Genomic DNA, 20,006 nt, shown 5'->3' with positions numbered 1-20,006 from the left:
CCACCCGGCACCGCTGATCTCCATCCATCGAGGACCCATGAGGCATCGCTCGCTGCTCTGGCTGGGCGCGCTCGCCCTGGCGCCCGCCGCGGCCCGCGCGCAGGACGCCGACGCGCGCGTCGCCGCCGAAGTGCAGCGCCTGACCCCGCGCATCACCGAAATCCGCCACGACCTGCACCGCAATCCCGAACTCAGCAACCGCGAGGTGCGCACGGCCGGCCTCGTGGCCGCGCACCTGCGGGCGCTGGGGATGGAGGTGCGCACGGGGATCGCGCACACCGGCGTCGTGGGCGTGCTGCGCGGCGGGCGTCCCGGCCCGGTGATCGCCGTCCGCGCCGACATGGACGCGCTCCCCGTGACGGAGGACACGCCGTACCCGTTCCGCTCCGTCGCCAAAGGGGAGTACCTGGGGCAGCAGGTGGGAGTGGCGCACGCCTGCGGGCACGACGTGCACACCGCTGTGCAGATGGGCGTGGCCACGCTGCTGGCGGGGATGCGCGCGGAGCTTCCCGGCACGGTCATCTTCGTGTTTCAGCCCGCGGAAGAGGGCGCGCCTCCGGGGGAGGAGGGCGGCGCGGCGCTGATGCTCAAGGAGGGACTGTTCGCCGACCTGCGGCCGCAGGCGGTGTTCGGGCTGCACACCCTGGCGCAGATGGAAGTCGGGCGGGTGGGGTACACGCCAGGCCCGGCGATGGCGGCTTCGGACCGGTTCATCGTCACCATCCGCGGCCGGCAGTCGCACGGGGCGTCGCCGCAGCTGGCCATCGACCCGGTGGTCATGGCGGCCGAAGCGGTGACCGCGCTGCAGACCATCCGCTCGCGCACCCTGTCGCCCATGGAGCCGGGGGTGATCACCGTAGGCGTGATTCGGGGCGGCGAGCGCTTCAACATCATCCCCGATTCGGTGGTGCTGATGGGTACGGTGCGCACCTTCAGCCCGGCCGTGCAGGACCGGGTGGAGGAGCGGATGCGGCAGATTCTGGACGGCGTCACGCGCGCGGGCGGCGGCAGCTTTACCCTGCAGTACCAGCGCACCACGCCGGTGACGGTAAACGATTCGGCGCTGGCCGTGCGGATGGAGCCCACGCTCACGCGGCTGCTGGGGGCGGGGAACGTGGTGCGGCTGCAGCCCACTACGGTGGCGGAGGACTTTGCCTATTACGGCCGCACGGCGCCGTCCTTCTTCTACCGCCTGGGCACCACGGCGCCCGGCACCACGTCGGGCGACCATCACACGCCCACCTTCATGGCCGACGACGCCTCCATTCCCATCGGCATGCGGGTGATGACCGGCCTGCTGCTGGACTACCTCCGCGGCGCCTGAGCCGGACGTCCACGGGGGACAGCAGCGAAACAGGACGGGCGCCTCGCGAGAGGCGCCCGTCCTGTTCATCCGTCCCGCAATGGTCAGCGGCGGTTGCGGTCCCGGCCCCGGTCAAAGGAAGCGCCGGCGTTGTGGCGGTCGCCTTCGGGGACGTCGAACTCGCGGCTGGAGGTCTGCCCCAGCACTCCGCCCTCGTTGTAAATGCCGCTGTACATGCTGCGGAGCCCCTGGCCGAACTCGTCCAGGTTGGGGCCCGTGTGCGGGCGCGGACCGGCGTTGTAGCCACGGTCGTAGCGGGCGCGGCCGCCCTGCGGCCCGAACTCGGCGGCGTAGCCCCGGCCCGTCCGCATGCCGCCCCGTGCGCCGCCCTGCCCGAACCCGCCGCCGCGCGGGCCCTCGAATTCGCCACGCGGACCCTCGTACCCGCCCTGGGTCTGAAACCCGCCGCGCGGCCCCTCGAAGCCGTTGCCGCGCAGCCCCATGTCGCGCTCGTAGCGGCCGGCCTGGTACCCGGTGCCGCCCGGGTGGCGGTCCGCGTACGGGCCCTGCCGGCCGCCGCGGTCCATTCGCTGCGACCCGCCGGAGTAGCCGTTGCGGACGTCGTCTTCGTCGCCCCAGCCGCGGTTCTCCACAATCCCGCCCATCCCGCCGGACCCGCTCATCCGCGCCGGATCAAAGCCGCGGTCGCCCAGGTCGTCCCATCCGCGGTCGCGGTAATCCATCCGCCCGCCCTGCCCGCCGCGGCTCATCGCGCCGGAGTGGTTGTCGGACAGCCCGCCGCGATTCATCCCGGCGGAATATCCGTCGGACATGCCGCCGCGGTTCATCCCGCCCGCGTAGCCGTCCGGCGTGCCGCGGTTCATCCCGCCGGAGTAGCCGTCGGACATGGAGCCGCGGATGGGGCCGCTGTGGTACGGCTGAATGTGCTGCGGCGAACTGGTGAAGCCGCCCTGCACGCCGCGGCCCTGCTGCATGCCGCGGTTCTGGCCGCCCTGGTCGCCGAACTCCGTGCGGAAGCTCTGCGTCTGCCGCGCGCCGGGGCCGGCCGGGCCTGTGGCGCCGGCGTTGTGCTGATCGCGGAAGGCCGCCCGGCTGCCGCCGAAGCCGTGGTTCAGAGTGCCGGGTGAATCCTGGTGCTGAATGTAGCCCTGATCGCCGCCGCCGCCCGCGACCCGGTCCCAGAGTCCCCGCGCCCGGTCGATGATTTCGCGTCCGCCACGTGGCATCGTTTCGATCTCCTGCGTACCTGGTCCCCCGCGCCGGGGCCCGTCCCCGAACGAAAATTGGGGGACGGAACAGTCGCAAACGGCGCGCCGTGGCCCACTCACGCGCCGTTGCCGCAGGTCGATGGCGGACTCGTCAGGTCAGCGAGTCCGGATCCAGGAGCCAGCGGCGCAGCGTGTCCAGCGCCATCTGCGCGGTCATTCCCTTGATCCACTCGCGCCCGCGGTCGCCGATGTCGAAGCGCCGCGACCAGGCGCCGCCCTCCCACGCCAGCCCGATGCAGACGGTGCCGACGGGCTTGTCCGGCGTGCCGCCGCCCGGCCCCGCGATCCCCGTGGTAGACAGGCCCAGGTCCGCGCCTGCGAGGCGGCGCGCGCCGACGGCCATTTCCCGCGCGGTCTGCGGACTCACGGCGCCGAACTCCGCCAGCGTCTCCTCATCCACCCCCAGCACGCCGGCCTTGGCCCCGTTGCTGTACGTCGCAACGCCCAGCAGAAAGTAGGCGCTGCTCCCGGGCACGTCCGTCACCCGGTCGCCGATGCGCCCGCCGGTGCACGATTCCGCGAGGGCGAGGGTAAGGCCGCGCTCCCGCAGCATGCGCCCGACCGTTTCCTCCATCCCCTCGTCACCCACGGCGTAGATGGAAGCGCCGAGCCGCTCGCGCACCGTGGCCTCCAGCGCGTCCAGGCGCGATTCCAGATCGTCGTCGGGCGCGCCATCCACGGTCACGCGCACCTGCACGCGGGGGAACGCGGCGCGAAAGGCGAGCCGCGCCTCGGCCGGATCGATGGCGCCCACGAGCAGTTCGTCCAACTTGCTTTCCGCCAGGCCGAAGGTGCTGAAGGTGCGCGAGGCGAAGCGCTTGCCCGGATTCCTCGCCGCCACCCAGGGCAGCAGCGACTCCCGCACCATCCGCTTGGTCTCGCGCGGCACGCCGGGAAAGCACGCCACGTGGCGCGTCTCGCCATCTACCTCTACCGGACATACGAAGCCCGGCGCCGTCCCTGTGGGATTGGGAAACACGGTGGCGCCTTGCGGAAAGTCCGCCTGCTTGAGGTTGTTGGGCGGCATCTCCACGCCGCGGTCGCGAAAGATCTGCTGGATGTGTGCGGCGGACGCCTCGTCGCGCACCATGGGCCGCCCGGCCAGGCGGGCGACGCAGGCCGTCGTCAGGTCGTCCGCGGTGGGCCCCAGGCCGCCGGTGCAGACCACGAGGTCCGCCTCCTCCAGCGCGCGGCGGAGGGTGCGGACGATTGCGTCTTCGTCATCCGGAACGGAGAAGCCGGCCACCGGCTGTACGCCGAGCGCGCGGAGTTCGCCCGCCAAAAAGCCGGAGTTGGTGTCGGTCGTGAGCCCGCCGACGATCTCGTCGCCGATGGCAAGGAAGGCGGATTTCAAGGGCAGGGAATAGGGAATAGGGAATAGGAACAGACACGCCGGGCTCAATCAGCGAATCTGGTATCCGTCGCACTTTCGTACTCTCGTACTCTCGTACTTTCGTACTGCTGTTCCGCACTCCGCACTCACGCACTCCCGTCACTTCCCCCGCATCGCCTTCAACGCCGACTTCACCGCGTCGCGGGGAATGCGCGTCAGCCCGTTGAACTCGCCGCCAGAACCGATCCATTCGCCGCCATCGATGGTCACCACTTCGCCGTTGATGTACGGCGCGCCGTCGGAGATCAGGAACGAGGCCAGGTTGGTCAGTTCGTCGTGCTTGCCGAAGCGGCCCATGGGGATGCGCGCCCTGGCCTCCGCCTCCAGCTCCGGCGTGGGCATCAGCGCGTTCCAGGCGCCCTCCGTGGGGAACGGGCCGGGGGCGATGGCGTTGGTGCGGATGCCGTACGTGGCCCACTCCACCGCCAGCGAGCGCGTCATGGCCAGCACGCCGGCCTTGGCCGCCGCGCTGGGGATGACGAACGCCGAACCCGTCCACGCGTACGTGGTGACGATGTTGAGGATGCAGCCCCCGCTGCCGGACGCGATCATCGCCCGGCCGACGGCGAGAGTGGCGTGAAACGTCCCGTTGAGCACCGTCGACACCACGGCGTTGAAGCCGTTGGGCGACAGGTCTTCGGTGGGCGAAAGGAAGTTGCCGGCGGCGTTGTTCACCAGCACGTCCACCGGGCCCAGGCGCTCGGCGACGGCGGCGGCCATCGCTTCCACCTGGGCGAAGTCGCGCACGTCGCAGGGGTACGTGAACACCCGGTCCGCCGGGCCGACGCCTTCCGCGGCCTTGGCCAGGCGCTCTTCGCTTCGCCCCGTGATGGCGACGCGCGCGCCCAGCGCCGCGAAGGCCTTGGACATGGAAAGCCCCAGGCCGGAGCCCCCGCCGGTCACCAGCACCGTCTTGTTCGCCAGCAGATCGTCCCGGAACACGTTTGCCTCCGTCGCGCGCGATTGGGTGTGATGCCCGTGGTCTGGCGTGACACTACGCGCGCGCGCCCCGCGGCGAAAGGCCGGGGGGAGCAAAATGACCCTCTGCGACGGGGTTCGGGCACTGAAACTCTGGCGCAAACAGCACGCTCCTGCCATAATGCCCGTGTGAGGTCTCGCCTGCCGACCATTCCCCAGCCGCTCATTTTGGCCACCTCGAAGCCAGGTCGCTCCAGTCTGCCTCCCGCTCCCCCAGTATCTTCTCCCGAGTTGCCCGTGTGGAGGCGCGGCCGGTTCGGCCATTGGGCGGGTTATCCCCTGAGCTGGTGGCACATGGGCGTCCGCAGCCGGTTCGCGCGCTGGCTGCCACCTCTCATCACGTTTATCGGCTATGTCTATGCTGCAGCACCGGATTTTGGCGTTCAGAGACTGCAGACGCGGTGGGGCTTGCTCGGCCTTGTGGTGCTCTGGCTACTCGGCCACTACGTGTCGCAACTGGTGACGGGTTCTGAGCTGCTTGCGTACGGGAATGCATTCAAGCAGGTGGGGGACATCATCAGTGGCCTGGCTGCTGATCCGGAAGGCTCAGGCTCGCCGCAGCTGCTGAGCGAACCTTCCCGTGCGATCAACGCCCTGCTTCGCCGAGTCCAGGAGATCGCAACCGCGTCACTCCGTCCTCACGCAGACTGCGAGATCACGGCGCATCTGCTGCTCCCGGAGTGGAAGCATCGTCGCAGCACCAAGGTGATTGTCGGGCTGCGCGCGACGTTCCACGATGACTACCGACCTGACCGGTCACACGCGTTGATTGACCTTGATTCACCCGGTGCCGGGGTCGCGTTCACGACAGGCCAGCCGTCCTACGTCCGCAATACCGACGAGGAAGGGGATCGTATGAGAGGCCGTCCCTACAAATCTATCGGAGCCTTTCCCGTCGTCGTGGGTACACGTGGTGAGGGAGGGCGAGTTCGCGCAGTCCTTACGCTGGACGCGACAGTCCCTTTCGTGTTCAACAAGAAATCCGTACGGGACTTGGCACCGTTTGTGAATCCCATTGCGCAGTTGATTGGGCTGGCGCTGGTCACCCAGGATCGGAGGCCGACTACATGAGCCATACGCTGGATGAATCCGCAGTCACGAACGAGTTGGAAGACGCGTTCGAGATTGACTATGCCCTTCTGCCGGAAGCCAAGAGCGAGCCCAGGCCCAGACGCTCTCTTTGGGAAATCTTCCTCATTGGGTGGGAGGCGTTCACGCCGCGAGTCCCAGTCAGCGCAAGGGTTACGCTCGTTCGTAAGCGCACGATGGACCAGCATTCGGTTTGACCCGTCCTCGGTCCATCCGAAAGTGAGAGAAGGGGCACCTGATCAGGGGTGCCCCTTCTCTCATCTGCAGCTTGTGGCCACCGATCACGCGCATGAGGCGCGACGCGCAGGCACACCCGCCGCCGGGCAGTGGCGCGGGGGCGGAGCGCGGCGCTAACTTGCAGGCGAATCAACCATTTCCGCCGCGTCACAAACGCTCCTCATCGCATGCGCATTCCCTTCCTCCACCGCACGCTCGCGGCCCTCGCGCTGGCCCTGGGGCTGGCCGCCGCGCCGGCGCGCGCGCAGTACGCCGCGCAGCCGGCCGCGGGCCCGCCATCCTCCGCGCCGGACACGACGCTGACCATCGTGCTGCTCACGATGGGGCAGGGCGACATGGTGTGGGAGAAGTTCGGGCACAATGCGGTGTGGATCCACGACCCCGCGGCCGGGACGGACGACGTGTACAACTACGGCGCGTTCGACTTCAAGTCGCCCGGGTACTGGAGCCGCTTCATCGCCGGGAACTGGCTGTACCAGCTGGCGCGCAGCGACATCAACCGTACGCTGTTCGAGTACGACTACTTCAAGCGCGCGGTGTGGGGGCAGGAGCTGAACCTTACGCAGGCCCAGGCGCGGCAGGTGCAGCAGATGCTGCGCATCAACGAGATGCCGCAGAACCGCGAGTACCTGTACGACTACTTTCGCGACAACTGCACCACCCGGGTGCGCGACCTGCTGGACCGCGTGCTGGGCGGCGTCATGCTGGCCCGCACGGGGAGCGTGATGACGAATACGTCGTACCGCTGGCACAGCGAGCGGCTGATTGCGGACGACCGGCTGTCGTACTTCGGGCTGGCGGGGGGATTGGGTCCGTCGGCGGACCGTCGGATCACGGCGTGGGAAGAGATGTTCCTGCCGTTCAAGCTGCAGGAGCAGGTGCGCGCCACCCGCATTCGCGCGGCGGACGGCTCGGAGCAGCCGCTGGTGCGGCGCGAGTGGACGCTGCTGGAGACCCCCGGCCGCGGCCCCGTACGCGACGCGCCCCCGCCCTACACCATCGGCTTCGCCATCGCGGGGCTGCTGATCGCGGGTCTGCTGGCCTTTCTGGGACGCCGGGCGCGGCGTTCCGCGCTGGCGCGGTTCGGCTTTGCGGCGGTGAGCACGCTCTGGCTGCTGGTGGCGGGAATCGGCGGGTTCGTGCTCGTGTACCTGTGGACCAGCACCAACCACCGTATCGCGTACCGCAACGAGAACATTCTGCAGCTTTCGCCGCTGGCGCTGCTGCTGATCGTGCTGGTTCCGTGCGCGGCGTACGGCGCGCGCTGGGCGCTGCGGTCCGCGTGGATGGTGGCGGCCACGGTGGCGGCGCTCTCGGTGCTGGGCGTGGTGATGCAGGTGCTGCCCGGGCTGGACCAGCGCAACGCGCAGATGATCTGCCTGGCGCTGCCGATCAACCTGGCGATCGCGTACGCGGTGCACGGGTTCATGCAGGCCGCGCCGCTCCCGGCGGATGTCGTGGCGCGCGACCGCAAGCGGCGGATGGGGCGCGCGGCCGCACCGGCGCGGTAGGCCGGGACCGGCGCGACAGCGATCCGCTCATATCAGGGCCAGAGACACACGCCGCGCGAGCACGCAGAAAGTCGGGGCGGCTGAGCGAATGAATTCGCCGCAACAACGGCGAAAGTCCCCCCAAACAGACGGGGGGACTTCACCTGCACGGGGGTGGCGGGTTTGATCCGGGTGGGGGATTGTCGTGTTGCTGACGGTTTCCTGAGCGGATGAATCCGCCGCTCAGAAAGCGGTAAGCCCCGACTCGCGGCCGCTGACGCGTCCACGCTCGGGGCTTCAACTGCACGAGCCCGGAGCCCCCGGTGCGAAACCTCCCCTCTCCGTGCGGCTGTTTGCACGGGGAGGGGCCGGGGGAGGGGCGCCGTTGGTGGGCCCCCTCTCCCACATCCGTTCGTGGGAGAGGGGGGACGCGTCTCAGCGCGGCCGGGTGAGGGCCGCGGCCGGGTAAGGGCCACACCGTCCGCGCGGACCGACCCTTCGGAACCGGGCACTTTCGGACTTTCGTACTTTCGTACCGCCGTTCCGCACTCACGCACCCAGCCCTCACGCACTCCTTCTTCCGTCCATGGAAGTCCAGATTTTCGGCACAAAAAGCTGCAACGAGAGCAAGAAGGCGCTGCGCTTCTTCAAGGAGCGGCGCATCAAGACGCACTTCGTGGATCTCAAGGACCGCCCCGCCTCGCCGGGCGAGCTCAAGCGCTTCGCCGACCGGTTCGGCGCCGAGGCGCTGCTGGACCGCAACGGCAAGCAGTTCCGCGAGCGCGGCCTGCACGTGGCGCACGTGCCCGAAGCACGCATTCTGCCCCTGCTGGCGGACGACCCGCTGCTGCTCACCACGCCGCTGGTGCGCTCCGGAAACCATCTCACCATCGGCTGGGACGAAGCCAAGTGGAAAACCTGGATCACGCCGTGAACCGCCGATGAGGATCGTAAAAGGAAAGCTCGCCGGCCGCCACCTCACCTCGCCCAAGCAGGGCCGCGTGCGCCCCACGTCGGAAACCGTGCGCGACGCATGGCTCTCCGCCCTGGAGCCGCGGCTCAAGGGCGCGCGCGTCCTGGACCTGTTCGCCGGCACCGGCGCGCTGGGGCTGGAGGCGCTGTCGCGCGGCGCCCGGTACGCGGACTTCGTGGAAAGCGGGCCCGACAGCCTGCACGCCCTCAAGGCCAACGTCACCGCGCTCCGCGTCCGCGACAAGGCGCGCATCTTCAAGAAGGACGCGCTCCCGTTCGCCGCGGCGCTCCCGGCGCGCAAGTACGACATCGCGTTCGCCGATCCGCCGTACGAGTCGCGCATGCTGGACCGGCTGATCGAGATGTGGATGGAGACGCCGTTCGCGTCGCTGCTGGCCGTGGAGCACGCCGCCTCGCACGAGCTTCCGCCGGGCGGCAAGCGGCGGCAGATGGACGAGACCACCGCCGTCACCTTCTACCTGGCCCCGCCGCCCCCGCCGGAAGAAGCCGCGCCGTCCAGCGAGCAGCCGGGCGCGGCGGAGGAGGAGGGATGAGCGTCGTCATTCGCCCCGCCACCGCGGCGGACGGGGACACCTTTCTGGGCCTGGTGGACGCGCTGGCGGATTACGAGAAGCTGGACCGCCCTTCTCCCGAGGCGCGCGAACGGCTGGTGCGCGACGCGTTCGGCCCGGCGCCGCGCATCAGCGTGTACCTGGGGGAGCGCGACGGGACCGCGGTGGCGTACGCCATCGTCCTGGAAACGTACTCCAGCTTTCTGGCGCTTCCCACGCTGTACCTGGAAGACCTGTTCGTCATCCCCCCTGCGCGGCGCTTCGGGATCGGGAGCGCATTCTTCCGCTTTCTGGCGGGCGAGGCGCTGCGGCGCGGCTGCGGGCGCATGGAATGGGTGGTGCTGGACTGGAACCAGCTCGCCATCGACTTTTACGAAAAGCTCAAGGCCCGCCGCATGAGCGAGTGGTACACCTACCGCCTGACCGCCGACCAGCTTCGCGAGATCTCCGGCGAGGGCTGACCGGCGTGGCGCGATGGGCGGCACGGTCCCGGGGGACGCATCCAGAGATGCCGCCCCCCGGGATTTTTTTCTTTCGATGCGATCCAAGCATCGTCCAACCTCGCCCCCGCCGCGCGGATCGCGAGCGGCGGGGCGGGGCGGATCGGATCCGGCGGCCCGGGCGCCGCGTCAGACGTTTTCGTAAATCCAGCAACGAAGCCCATCTACGGCACGGCCCTTGACAGATGGACATGCAGCCGCACCGAAGTCCGGGGCGGCACCGGGTGTGTTGACTGGGAGGTGGGCCATGGTTGCTGGGCACTCCATCCGCATCGCCGTATCGACGATGCTCCTTGGGCTCGCCGCGTGCGCGCCGGCGGCGGAAAACGGCGGGCCGGCCGAGGGGCCCGCGCCGGAGCAGATCGTGGTGCGCGTGGCGAACAACGGCTGGCAGGACGTGACGGTGTACGTGGTGGACGGCACCATGCGCCGGCGGCTGGGCACGGTGTCGGGAATGAGCACCGGCTCGTTCAGCATGCGCTCCACTCTGCTCTCGTCGTCGCGCCCGCTGCAGCTGGTGGCGGACCCGGTGGGCGGCCTCACTCCCTTTGTAAGCCAGCCGCTGCGCGCGTCGCCCGGGCAGGCGGTCGCCATGCGGGTGGATGCGAGGCTGGCGCTGAGTACGGTGAGCGTGTTTGACCGCTGACGGGAACGGGATGGGGCGTCCTGCTTGTGGCGGGGCGCGCGGGGTGTACCTTCCGCGGCTCTCCTTGACTGCGGAAAGGAACTGACGCCCGCGTGCTCCGTCTTTCATCCCTGCTGGAACGCATTCCCGCGCGCCCCGACGCGGCCGAGCTGGTGGCGGGCTTCGTGCCGCCGCCGCGCTTTGCCGCCAAGCGGTTCGCGGACTACACGCCCGACCCGCGGCACCCGTCGCAGGCGTCCACGGTGGCGCGGCTGCGCGCCGTGAGCGAGGAACTGCAGGCCGCGGAAAGCGGATGGTCGCGCATGCGCGCGGCGTTCGGGCGGGCGCCGCGCGGGGCGGGCGTGTACCTGGATGGCGGATTCGGGGTGGGAAAGACGCACCTGCTGGCGGCGCTCTGGCACGCGTCGCCGCGGCCGAGCGCCTACCTGAGCTTTGACGAGCTCGTCTACACCATCGGGCTGCTGGGGGTGGATGCGGCGCGCGAGGCGTTCCGCGGGCAGCGGCTGGTGGCGGTGGACGAGTGGGAGCTGGACGATCCGGGGAACCTGAAGCTGGCCATCGCCTTTCTGCGCGGCGCGCTGGCGGACGGCGTGCGCGTGGCGACCACGTCCAACACGATTCCCGATGAGCTGGGGCGCGGCCGCTTTGACCAGAAGAGCTTTACCTCGGAGATCGAGGAGCTGGCGACGGCGTTCGAGGTTCTGCGGGTGGAGGGGGAGGACTTTCGCCACCGCCGGTTTCAGGCGGATCCGCGCCGGTCGTACTTTCTGGACGCGAAGGCAATGGAGCGCGCGCGGGCGCAGGCCGGTCCGCGCTCCCTGGTCGTCCCTTTCGCCGAACTGCTGGCGGGGCTGGGGACCGTGCACCCCATCCGCTTTCACGCGCTGGTGGAGGCGGTAGACGAGCTGCTGATCGATGACGTGCAGCCCATGCGCGACCTGTACGACGCGCTGCGGTGGGTGCACTTCGTGGACAAGGTGTACGACGGCGCCGTTCCCCTTGCCGCCACGGCGGAGGCGGACCTGGGCGAGCTGTTCCGCCCCGAGTGGCTGACCGGATCGTACGGAAAGAAGTTTTCCCGCTGCCTGTCGCGCATGGAAGAGATGCTGGGCGAGCGGCGGGCGACGCTGTCCGGGGAGGCGGTGGAGCAGGGGTGAGGCGGGCCGCGACCGAAGACGTTCGGCGCAGGGGACGGTTCGACACGTGCGGCCGGGCTGAGTGACCGGCGGTTGAAACCGCGCCTCGATAAACATGAAGTCCGCCTTCGCGGACTGCGGCGGCGGGAACGGCGTACGCCCGCGAGCCCGGCGCGCGGGTAGGCCGCAACGTGTTGCACGCCCGGCACTTGTCACCCTGAGGAGGCGCCGAACACAGCCTTCCCCGTGCCGACCTCTGGCGCCGACGAAGGATCTACTCTTCGCCGGTTCCAACTTCGCCGGACACACGGGCACCGCGCTCGCATTTCCCCTTGATGCAGTTGAAGCCCCGAAGGGCGCCTGTGGCGCCGTTCGGGGCTTTCCGCTCTCAGAGCGGCGGATTCATCCGCACAGGACGGCCCGGGCGACAAGGAGCCGTGCACCCGGCACCCGCAGCCGACGCCCGGTGCAGGTGAAGTCTCCCCGTCTGTTTGGGGAGACTTTCCGCCGTTGTTGCGGCGACTTCAGTCGCTCAGCCCGCCGGTTCTCCGAAACCCCGCGGCGGCCTCGGCCGCGACCCGCAGGAACTTCAGCCCACCGGGGGCGCGCTCGGCGGGCCGACGTCCAGGCGTACGACGCCGTCATCCCCCATGCGCGCCTCAATCTCCCTGCGCACGGCCGCGAACTCGCTGTCCGCCATCACCGGAAGCAGTTCGTGCGTGGGGAGCGCCTGCTCCAGTTCCACCCACGACACGCATCCCTCGTAGCGGTTCAGGTCCGGCAGCGCGACCGGATCAGCCAGGCGGTACGCACGGACGAGCATGGCGTGCACGAACGGCTTGCCGCGATAGGCGAAACGGGCGTGCGCGGCGGGCGGCGAGAGCGGATGCAGCCCCTGGATGCGGTCCAGCGCGTCCGTGGACTCGATCCGCCACACGTCCTGCACCGCGCAGTACACGCGGAAGGGAATGCTGTCGCGCCGTTCCGGACCGGTTCCCGCCAGCAGCGGATGGAACTCCTGCGCCAAGTCCGCCGGGTTCTGGTGCCATCCGGTGGGAAAAATCCAGAACTCGCGGTGGTCGACGCCGAACTCACCCGTCCGTTCGTGAATGCCGCCTTTGCGGACGAGCAGCGACAGGCGCCCCGTGGCGAGCGCTTCGTCCACCACGGACCACTCCTTGAGCGCCGACCGGTTGCTCGCTTCCATCACGCCCCCGCGAACGGCAGGGCGACGACGCGCGCCTCCGGCCCGTCCGCCGCGCCGATGCGCACCGTGGCGCCCGGCTCCAGCTCGCGGCGCGCGTACCCCATCGCGATCGTCTGCCCCAGCCGGGGCGAGAACGCGGCGCTGGTGATCCACCCCGACTCGCGCCCGTTCTCCGGGTTGATGATCGGCGCGCGAGGGCCCGGCGCGGCCGCGCCTCCCAGCAGCAGGCCGCGCAGGTGGCGGTTCACGTGCCCCCGGTGCGCGATGCGGACGATGACCTCCTGCCCCGTGTAGCACCCCTTGCTGAAGGAGATGGCGCGCTCCATCAGCCCGGCTTCCTGGTACGCCTCGGTGGGGATGGTTTCTTCGGTGATGTCGGCGCCGTAGCGCGGGCGCCCCGCCTCGATGCGCAGCGTTTCCAGCGTTCCGAACCCGACAGCGCGCGCACCAATCGGCGTCCCGTGCTCCACCAGCGCAGCCCACAGCGCCGCAGCCTGCTCCGCGGGGACGAAGAGGTCGAAGCCGGCCTCCAGCCCCGCCTCGCGCGTGGCCGCAACCAGCAGCCGTGCCCCGGCGAACTCCGGCTCCACGAACGCGTCTTCCGCCATCTCCGGGATCTCCGTCCCCAGCACCGCGCTGAGCAGTTCCGCCGCGCGTGGGCCGTAGACGCCGATCTCGCACAGCGCGTCCGTGGCCTCGGCCCACCGGGCGAACATGGGCGGAACGAACTTCTTGAAGTGGTCGCGCGACCCTTCCAGCGCCTCGCGCGCCAGATCCACGATGACCTCCGCGCCGCCCTCCCCCTCGCGGCGGAACGCGCGCAGGTCGGCGAGGGTGCGGCCCTTGGGGGTGAGCATGGCGGCGTAGACGCCCTGGCCGGGGGGCGCCTTGAGCAGATCGTTGGTGATGAGCCCGTGCAGCATGCGTGCGGGGTCCTTGCCCCACAGGCGAAAGCGCGCGCGGTCGGCCCGCTCCGCGAACCCGGCGGACTGCCGCACGGCCTGGTATTCCGCCGCCGCGTCACCGAAGTGGCGGGCCACCTCGCGGCCGGCCACCTCGGCCCAGCGCGCGCCGGCCGCATCCAGAACCGCGCGCAACGGGGAGGCCGGGGCGGGGGTGATCGTATCCGTCATCGTGTGTACCTCGCCTTCGAGTTGCCCGGCGCGGATCCGGTCACGCCTGGCGCGCGCCGTCGCACAGTTCGCGCAGGCGGTCATCGGCGCCCTCGTATTCCGTCACCAGGCGCCGCACGTCGGCGGTGGAGGCCGCGTTGGGCAGATCTACCTTGATCTCCTCGCCGTCCTCGCGGGGGAGGAAGATGATGGTGACCTTCCAGCCTTCCACGCCCGTGGCCTTCCGGGCGACGAGGTCCACGCTGTATTCCGTGCCGTTGCACGCGAGGCGGTTCGCCAGCCGGTGCTCCTTCCACGAGGAGCTGCGGGAGATTGCCATGAGCCGTTCTGTCTGTGCGCGTTGAGCCTGCGGTGCCGAAGGGGAAAAGATAACCCGCGCGGCGAACCCGCAGCAACGAGGAGGGGAGATTGGGGATCTGGGGCAGGGGGTGAGGGATGCGGCTGAAGGTGAGGCGCGTGATCAGGCTGTCCTTTATGCTTGATGCGGGGAGCGACGGTGGCGCGTCTGCCGGCTGTGGCCCTCACCCCGCGTGCTGCGCACGACGACCCTCTCCCACGAACAGATGTGGGAGAGGGGGCACACCCCAGTGCGAAGTGTTTCGGACGGATTGGCGGCGGCGGAGAGAGGCCCCCATCCCCGGCCCTTCCCCCAAAAAACCTGGGGGAAGGGAGACCTCAGCGCGTGTGCGGCATTCGGCGCGAATCCATGGTGCCGCGCTGGAGCAGCCTCACAGCAGTACCGTGAGGCTTTCAGCCGTTGTTGCGGCGGCTTCAGCCGCTCAGCACAACAATGCCGCCGGAGCCCGACGGCCCCGGCGGCTTCCCCTCATCCCTCATCCATCACAAGTGCTGCGGTCCATCGCTGTCGTACTCTCGTACTCTCGTACTCTCGTACTGCAGTTCCGCACTCCGCACTTCATCTCCCCGGCCCCGGAAACACCGCCAGACTCTCATTCCCGTCCCGGTCCACGGCGGCGACGCCGAAGAACCAGTTGTCGATCACGATGTTCTCCAGCGTAGCCTCCGTCACGTTGCCCACAAAGCGCGAGTGCGTCCAGTTGGCGTCCGTAGGGAGGCGCCAGTACACGCGGTAGCCTGCCAGGTCCGGCGCGTTCACCGGGCGCCAGCGCAGCACCGTGTTGGCCGTCACCGCGCCGCGCACCGTCACGCTGTCCGGCGCGGCGGGGGCCCAGGCCAGCGCCGCGAGCGAGGCCGCGTTCAGCGAGGTGATGCGCGCCGCGTACACGTAGTCCACCTCGTCGGGAACGTCGCCGTAGCGGATGCCGTTTTCCGTCCGCAGGTCCTGGTGCTGCCGCGTGTAGTCCTCGTACAGCTCCGTGAGCCGCACGGCGGGGTACCCGGCCAGAAAGAACGGCGTGTGGTCGCCGCCGCGGCCAAAGCGGTCCAGGCGGTACACGACCATCGCGTCCAGGTTGGGGACGTACGTGTCCGCAATGCGGTCCACGTAGCGCGCCAGCTGCCGCGCGGGGACGTCCAGCTCGCCGCCGCTGTACAGGTAGCGGCGCAGCTCCGCCGCCGGCGCGTCGGGCGCGATGCCGGGCGCGAACACGCGGACCACGGTGTTGTCGGTGGCGCCGTTCATTCCCCGCGAGTTGCCGATGATGTCGTTGTTCAGCACGCCCGCGATCTGCCAGTTGTTCGACTTGGCCCATCGCGTCAGGATCTCGCCCCCGTTCAGCCCCTGCTCCTCGCCCGCCAGCGCCGCGAAGACGATGGTTCCGTCAAAGCGGTGCTTGCTCAGCACGCGCGCCGCCTCGATGACCGCCGCGGTGCCGGAGGCGTCGTCGTTGGCGCCCGGCGCGTCGGATGTGACGTTCATCACGTCCGTGACCCGCGAATCGTAGTGCCCCATGATGAGCACGTGGCGGTTGGGATCCGTCTGCCCGCGCAGGGTGGCGACCACGTTCACCACCCGCGTGTCGCGGGGAATGCGCGGGTTGTTGCCGCCGGGAATGTCCTCGCCGATGTACTCCACGTCCAGACAGCCGCCGCACTCGCGCGAAATGCGCTGGAACTCGTCGAAGATCCACCGCCGCGCCGCGCCGATGCCGCGCGTGCGCGAAACGGTGTCGCTGAGCGTGTGCCGCGTGCCGAAGCCCGCCAGCCGGCGCACGTCCCCCTCCATGCGCGCGGGCGACACGTCGCGCACGATCTGCAGAATGCGCGGGTTGTCCGACGCCGGAATCACCGAAGCCGCGGCGGCGGGCGTCTGCGCCGCGGCCGGGGCGGCGGCGAACGCGGCGAGCAGGGCGGCTGACAGGAATTGTGCAGAGCGGGGCACCGCTACCTCCAGGTGAAAACGGGGGCCGGCCTCCCGGGCGGGACGCCGGGCGGGGGATGTCGTAGGACGGCGTGGCTGATGGATTTCAGTATACAGCGCCGCCGCACCGGGGCAAATCGCGCACCGCCCGGCGCGGCGGCGGGCCTGCCCCTTGCACCCTGTACGGACCTTTCGCAAACCAGGGGAGAAACATGGAAGTGGAAGCGAACCCGTACGGCGGGATGTACGACGCGATCGTGATCGGGGGCGGCCCGGCGGGGCTGGCGGGCGGCCTGTGGCTGGCCCGGTACCGCCGCAAGGTGCGCATCTTTGATACGGAAGACCCCCGCAATGCCGCCACGTGGGGCGTGCACGGCTACCTGGGGCTGCAGGACCCGCCCCCCGCGGAACTAAGGCGCATCGGCAGGCTGCAGGCGGTGGACGCCGGCGCGGAGTACGAGCGGGCCACCGTTGTCAGCATCAAGGGGGGCAAGGACGAGTTCAAGCTGGAGATGGAGGACGGGCGCATCTTTGGCGCGCGCCGCATTCTTCTGGCCACGGGGTTGCGCGACATCAAGCCCGAGATCAAGGGGCTGGACGACTTCTACGGCACCAGCATCTGGCACTGCCCGGACTGCGACGGCCTTTCCGTGGTGGACAAGGAAGTCGGCGTGATCGGCTGGGGGCGCCAGATCGCGGCGTTCTGCATGTACATGCTCACGTGGACGGACAAGCTGACCATCCTGACCGACGGCCATCCGCCGGACATCGAGGACGGGGCGCGCCGCGCGCTGGAGCGGTGGAACATCCCCGTGCGCGAGGACGTGATCGACCGGCTGGAGGGCACGGACGGCATCGTGGAGCGGGTGGTGTTCGCCGACGGGAGCACGCAGCCGTTCCAGGCGATGTTCTTTCACATCGCGTCCGGCCCCGGCTCGTCGTTTCCGGCGGACCTGGGGTGCGAGGCGGACCTGGACGGGATCCTGGAGGTGGACAAGGAGCACGAGACCACGGTGGAGGGCGTGTACGCCGCGGGCGACATCACCCCGGGTTCACGGCTGGCGATGCGCGCGGCGGCGGAGGGGATTCGCGCCGCGCTGGGCATCCACAAGTCCCTCATCCCCGACGACCGCCGCCTCAAGTAGCCGCGTATAAGCTCAGGAGAGCATGGGGAGCCACTGCGTCGCGCTGCGCGCGGGCCCCACCCCCGCCCCTCCCCGCGCAAACAGCCGCGCGGAGAGGGGAGAACGGCGGCTCGGTGCGCTTCGGGATGGTGCCGCGCATGCGGAGAGGCCCCCTCTCCCCGGCCCTCTCCCCCGCTGTCGCGGGAGAAAGGGAGACCTCAGCGCGAGCGAGGAGTTCGGCACCGACCTCCTCGCCCGCGCGGCGGCCAGCCTCACAGCAGTACCGTGAGGCTTTCAGCCGGCGTTGCGGCGACTTCAGTCGCTCAGCCCCTCACTTTCGTACTTTCGTACTTTCGTACTCTCGTACTCCCTCCCCTCACCGCGTCACCGTATCCGCCCGCCGCTCCACCGGCGCATTCTCCGGCCAGAGCCGGTTCTTTCCCTTGAGCATGGGCGCCAGCGCGGCGAGCAGGCCGGAAACGGTCTGGTAGCGGGCGGAAGGATCGGGGTCCAGCGCGCGCAGGATCGCGGCCTCGAAGTCGCGCGGCAGCCCCGGCGTGTGGGCGCGCGGCGGCACCACGGGCTGGCACAGCTGCGGATACCGCTGCTCCAGCTCCTTCGTGGTCAGCTCCTGGCTCACCACCGCCGTCCGCTCGCGGATCACCGGTTCCGGCTCGTCCGTGTCCTCGTCCAGCTCGTCCCAGAACTCCTCGTCGTCCTCGTGCACCGGCTCTTCCGTGGGCCACTTTCCCGTCACCAGCTCGTACAGCAGCGCGCCCAGGCCGTACACGTCCGTGGCCGTGGTGAGCACCTCGCGGCGCACCTGCTCCGGCGCCATGTACGGCGCCGTTCCCAGCCGGTCCGCGGGGCGGCGCAGCGGCTCCAGTTCGCGGACGACGTCAAAGTCCAGCAGTACGGGAACGCCCTCGCGCAGGTGCACGTTGGCCGGCTTCATGTCGCGGTACAGGTACCCGCAACGGTGCAGGTAGTGGATGGCGGCGCCCACGTGCATGATGGCGCGGATGGCATCCGGCACGTTGAGCCGGCGGTGCTCCAGCCCTTCCAGTACGTCGAACAGCGAGGGCCCGGCCAGGTACTCCAGCAGAATGAAGGGGCGCCCGTCCGCCTCGCCGCTGCCGAACAGGCGCACGATGTTGGGGTGCTTGAGCTTCTCCAGCACCTCCGCCTCGCGCCGGAATGAAACCGGAGCCTGCCCGTTCACGCAGTATTCAGGGAGGACGAGCTTGCCCGTGAGGGCACACCAGTGGCGGTTGCTCCACACCTGGTACAGCTCCGCGATGCGGCCGCGCGCCACGTGGCCGATCACGGTGAGCTCGCCCACCCGGTCGCCCACGGAAAGGGTGAACTTTTCGCGCGGTCGGGCGGGCTCGTGCTCCCACCTGCGCGCCGCCGCCAGCCCCTGGTAGCGCGCCCGGGCAACGGACGGAGGAGACATGTACTGCCTGGATTGACGGGGACAGCGGGAACGCCGCCGCGGGGCGGCCCCCGGAAAGATGCTTTCTCGATCCACGAACCCTACGCAACGCCCGTACCCCCTGCCCGCCCGCGCGTGGCGAGCGCCCCGCGCCCGGCCGCCCCCACGCCCCCAAAGGCGCGCCCGGGCATGGGCACAAAACGGAACACTGGCGCGGGGGACGTGTAGCGGAGTATCGTATCCGTTCAACCTGAGAGGACACATGCGACGCTCATTCGGGCTGGCGTTGGCCGCGGCGGGGCTCACCCTGCTGGCCGTTTCGCGTCTCCGCGCGCAGGAGTGGACGCCCCCTTCGCGGGAAATGCCGCAAATGCCGGCGTCTTCTGCGCTGGCGGGCGGCTGGCGCAGCGACCTCGGCGCGTGGTTCGCGGGGGCCGGCGACCTGGCGTCCGTGCGCGCCCTGGGCGAGGGCGGCGGCGCCCGCCCGGGGATGGTGCGCTTTACCAGCAGCGCCCGCCCCGTGGCCCAGTGGACCGACCGCAACGGCGACGGCCGGGCCGACATGATCGAGGTGTTCCGCAACGGCGGACTCGCCTTTCAGTACATCGACGCCGACTACGACGGCACGGCCAACGTGATGCGCATCTACGACGCATCCGGCGCCCTTGCCCGCGAACAGCGACTCTGATCCGTGCCAACCCAGACCGATCCCGTGATCCCGAGCCACGCCGAACTGCTGGAGGAGTACCGCCGCACCGAGTGGTCCGTGGAAACCCCCGCGGGAACCCTCTCCGTGCGCCTCGACGGGCCCGCGCCCGACGAGTCGCTGCGGCCGTCCGGCATCATCACGGCGTACAATCCGGCGTCCATGCCCCGCCCCGACGAGGAAAACCGGGCGGCCGACCAGGAATTGATGCGCCACGTCCGCTCGCTGGGCGTCGCGTTCCGCCGCACCGAGGGGCGCGGCTCCGACCCGGCGTGGACGGAGCCGGGCTTTCTGCTGCTGGGCGACGTTCGGCCGCTGCTGGTGGAACTGGGCCTGGTGTTCGGCCAGAACGCCGTGGTGTGGGTCGACAGCGCCGGCGCCGCGTCGCTGGTGTGCACCCGCGCCGGATTCGCGGGACGCCTTCCCGGGCAGAAGATCGACCTCTGAGCCGCTCCGCGGGCGCGCCGCTCTCCGCAGCGGCCGCCGCGCCCGCGCTCCCGCAGCACCTCCCTGAA

Annotated in this window: 20 protein-coding genes; 12 read left to right on the top strand and 8 right to left on the bottom strand. The window is 70.1% G+C overall.

Features of this window, described 5'->3' with window-relative positions:
• The first annotated feature begins 37 nt into the window (after positions 1 to 37).
• On the top strand, positions 38 to 1,324 hold the full coding sequence (locus VF665_RS10670; protein WP_331053412.1) for an amidohydrolase: 1,287 nt from the start codon (positions 38 to 40) through the stop codon (positions 1,322 to 1,324).
• Between the two features lie 83 nt (positions 1,325 to 1,407).
• Here the strand turns inward: VF665_RS10670 and VF665_RS10665 are convergent, their stop codons facing one another.
• From VF665_RS10665 to VF665_RS10655, 3 genes are all read right to left on the bottom strand, one after another.
• Positions 1,408 to 2,550 (bottom strand): hypothetical protein, encoded by a 1,143-nt coding sequence (locus VF665_RS10665; RefSeq protein ID WP_331053411.1) that lies wholly within the window; start codon positions 2,548 to 2,550, stop codon positions 1,408 to 1,410.
• A gap of 133 nt (positions 2,551 to 2,683) precedes the next feature.
• On the bottom strand, positions 2,684 to 3,946 hold the full coding sequence (locus VF665_RS10660; protein ID WP_331053410.1) for a competence/damage-inducible protein A: 1,263 nt from the start codon (positions 3,944 to 3,946) through the stop codon (positions 2,684 to 2,686).
• A gap of 138 nt (positions 3,947 to 4,084) precedes the next feature.
• Complete coding sequence (locus tag VF665_RS10655) at positions 4,085 to 4,927, bottom strand: SDR family oxidoreductase (protein ID WP_331053409.1); 843 nt, start codon at positions 4,925 to 4,927, stop codon at positions 4,085 to 4,087.
• Positions 4,928 to 5,257: 330 nt separating this feature from the next.
• On the opposite strand from VF665_RS10655, the gene VF665_RS10650 reads away from it, so the two are divergent.
• The 8 genes from VF665_RS10650 (at position 5,258) to zapE (ending at position 11,626) form a co-directional block, all read left to right on the top strand.
• Positions 5,258 to 6,034 carry a GAF domain-containing protein gene (locus VF665_RS10650; protein WP_331053408.1) on the top strand — a complete coding sequence of 259 codons (777 nt, stop codon included), beginning with the start codon at positions 5,258 to 5,260 and terminating at the stop codon, positions 6,032 to 6,034.
• Entirely contained in the window at positions 6,031 to 6,249 is a 219-nt protein-coding gene (locus tag VF665_RS10645; protein WP_331053407.1) for a hypothetical protein, read from the top strand. Before VF665_RS10650 ends, VF665_RS10645 begins: the two co-directional genes overlap by 4 nt.
• A 207-nt stretch (positions 6,250 to 6,456) precedes the next feature.
• Positions 6,457 to 7,800 (top strand): DUF4105 domain-containing protein, encoded by a 1,344-nt coding sequence (locus tag VF665_RS10640; protein WP_331053406.1) that lies wholly within the window; start codon positions 6,457 to 6,459, stop codon positions 7,798 to 7,800.
• Positions 7,801 to 8,365: 565 nt separating this feature from the next.
• Positions 8,366 to 8,713: an arsenate reductase family protein gene (locus VF665_RS10635; protein ID WP_331053405.1), complete on the top strand. Its 348-nt coding sequence runs from the start codon at positions 8,366 to 8,368 to the stop codon at positions 8,711 to 8,713.
• Positions 8,714 to 8,720: 7 nt separating this feature from the next.
• Complete coding sequence (locus tag VF665_RS10630) at positions 8,721 to 9,305, top strand: RsmD family RNA methyltransferase (protein ID WP_331053404.1); 585 nt, start codon at positions 8,721 to 8,723, stop codon at positions 9,303 to 9,305.
• Positions 9,302 to 9,784, top strand: a complete 483-nt coding sequence (locus VF665_RS10625; RefSeq protein ID WP_331053403.1) for a GNAT family N-acetyltransferase — start codon at positions 9,302 to 9,304, stop codon at positions 9,782 to 9,784. The genes VF665_RS10630 and VF665_RS10625 overlap by 4 nt, the downstream gene beginning before the upstream one ends.
• A gap of 286 nt (positions 9,785 to 10,070) precedes the next feature.
• Positions 10,071 to 10,469 (top strand): hypothetical protein, encoded by a 399-nt coding sequence (locus tag VF665_RS10620; RefSeq protein ID WP_331053402.1) that lies wholly within the window; start codon positions 10,071 to 10,073, stop codon positions 10,467 to 10,469.
• Positions 10,470 to 10,561: 92 nt separating this feature from the next.
• Entirely contained in the window at positions 10,562 to 11,626 is a 1,065-nt protein-coding gene (gene zapE / locus VF665_RS10615) for a cell division protein ZapE (protein ID WP_331053401.1), read from the top strand.
• A gap of 568 nt (positions 11,627 to 12,194) precedes the next feature.
• Here the strand turns inward: zapE and VF665_RS10610 are convergent.
• From VF665_RS10610 to VF665_RS10595, 4 genes are all read right to left on the bottom strand, one after another.
• A complete protein-coding gene (locus VF665_RS10610) occupies positions 12,195 to 12,812 on the bottom strand; it encodes a DUF1802 family protein (RefSeq protein WP_331053400.1) in 618 nt (205 codons plus the stop codon).
• Positions 12,812 to 13,945 (bottom strand): aminomethyltransferase family protein, encoded by a 1,134-nt coding sequence (locus VF665_RS10605; protein ID WP_331053399.1) that lies wholly within the window; start codon positions 13,943 to 13,945, stop codon positions 12,812 to 12,814. Before VF665_RS10605 ends, VF665_RS10610 begins: the two co-directional genes overlap by 1 nt.
• Before the next feature lie 40 nt (positions 13,946 to 13,985).
• Positions 13,986 to 14,264, bottom strand: a complete 279-nt coding sequence (locus VF665_RS10600; RefSeq protein ID WP_331053398.1) for a hypothetical protein — start codon at positions 14,262 to 14,264, stop codon at positions 13,986 to 13,988.
• Positions 14,265 to 14,861: 597 nt separating this feature from the next.
• Complete coding sequence (locus VF665_RS10595; protein WP_331053397.1) at positions 14,862 to 16,247, bottom strand: M28 family peptidase; 1,386 nt, start codon at positions 16,245 to 16,247, stop codon at positions 14,862 to 14,864.
• 191 nt (positions 16,248 to 16,438) lie between these two features.
• On the opposite strand from VF665_RS10595, the gene VF665_RS10590 reads away from it, so the two are divergent.
• Positions 16,439 to 17,371 carry an NAD(P)/FAD-dependent oxidoreductase gene (locus VF665_RS10590; RefSeq protein ID WP_331053396.1) on the top strand — a complete coding sequence of 311 codons (933 nt, stop codon included), beginning with the start codon at positions 16,439 to 16,441 and terminating at the stop codon, positions 17,369 to 17,371.
• A gap of 355 nt (positions 17,372 to 17,726) precedes the next feature.
• Here VF665_RS10590 and VF665_RS10585 read toward each other — a convergent pair whose 3' ends face one another.
• Entirely contained in the window at positions 17,727 to 18,806 is a 1,080-nt protein-coding gene (locus VF665_RS10585) for a serine/threonine-protein kinase (RefSeq protein WP_331053395.1), read from the bottom strand.
• Positions 18,807 to 19,047: 241 nt separating this feature from the next.
• Between VF665_RS10585 and VF665_RS10580 the strand changes: the two genes are divergently transcribed.
• Entirely contained in the window at positions 19,048 to 19,473 is a 426-nt protein-coding gene (locus VF665_RS10580; RefSeq protein WP_331053394.1) for a hypothetical protein, read from the top strand.
• Between the two features lie 24 nt (positions 19,474 to 19,497).
• Positions 19,498 to 19,938, top strand: coding sequence for a DUF3293 domain-containing protein (locus tag VF665_RS10575; RefSeq protein WP_331053393.1), 441 nt, complete (start codon positions 19,498 to 19,500; stop codon positions 19,936 to 19,938).
• Positions 19,939 to 20,006: the final 68 nt, after the last annotated feature.

Origin of the sequence: Longimicrobium sp., assembly GCF_036387355.1 — a bacterium.
GTDB lineage: Bacteria > Gemmatimonadota > Gemmatimonadetes > Longimicrobiales > Longimicrobiaceae > Longimicrobium.
Note: the sequence above shows the minus strand (reverse complement) of the source record. Positions and strands in the feature narration are given on the sequence as shown.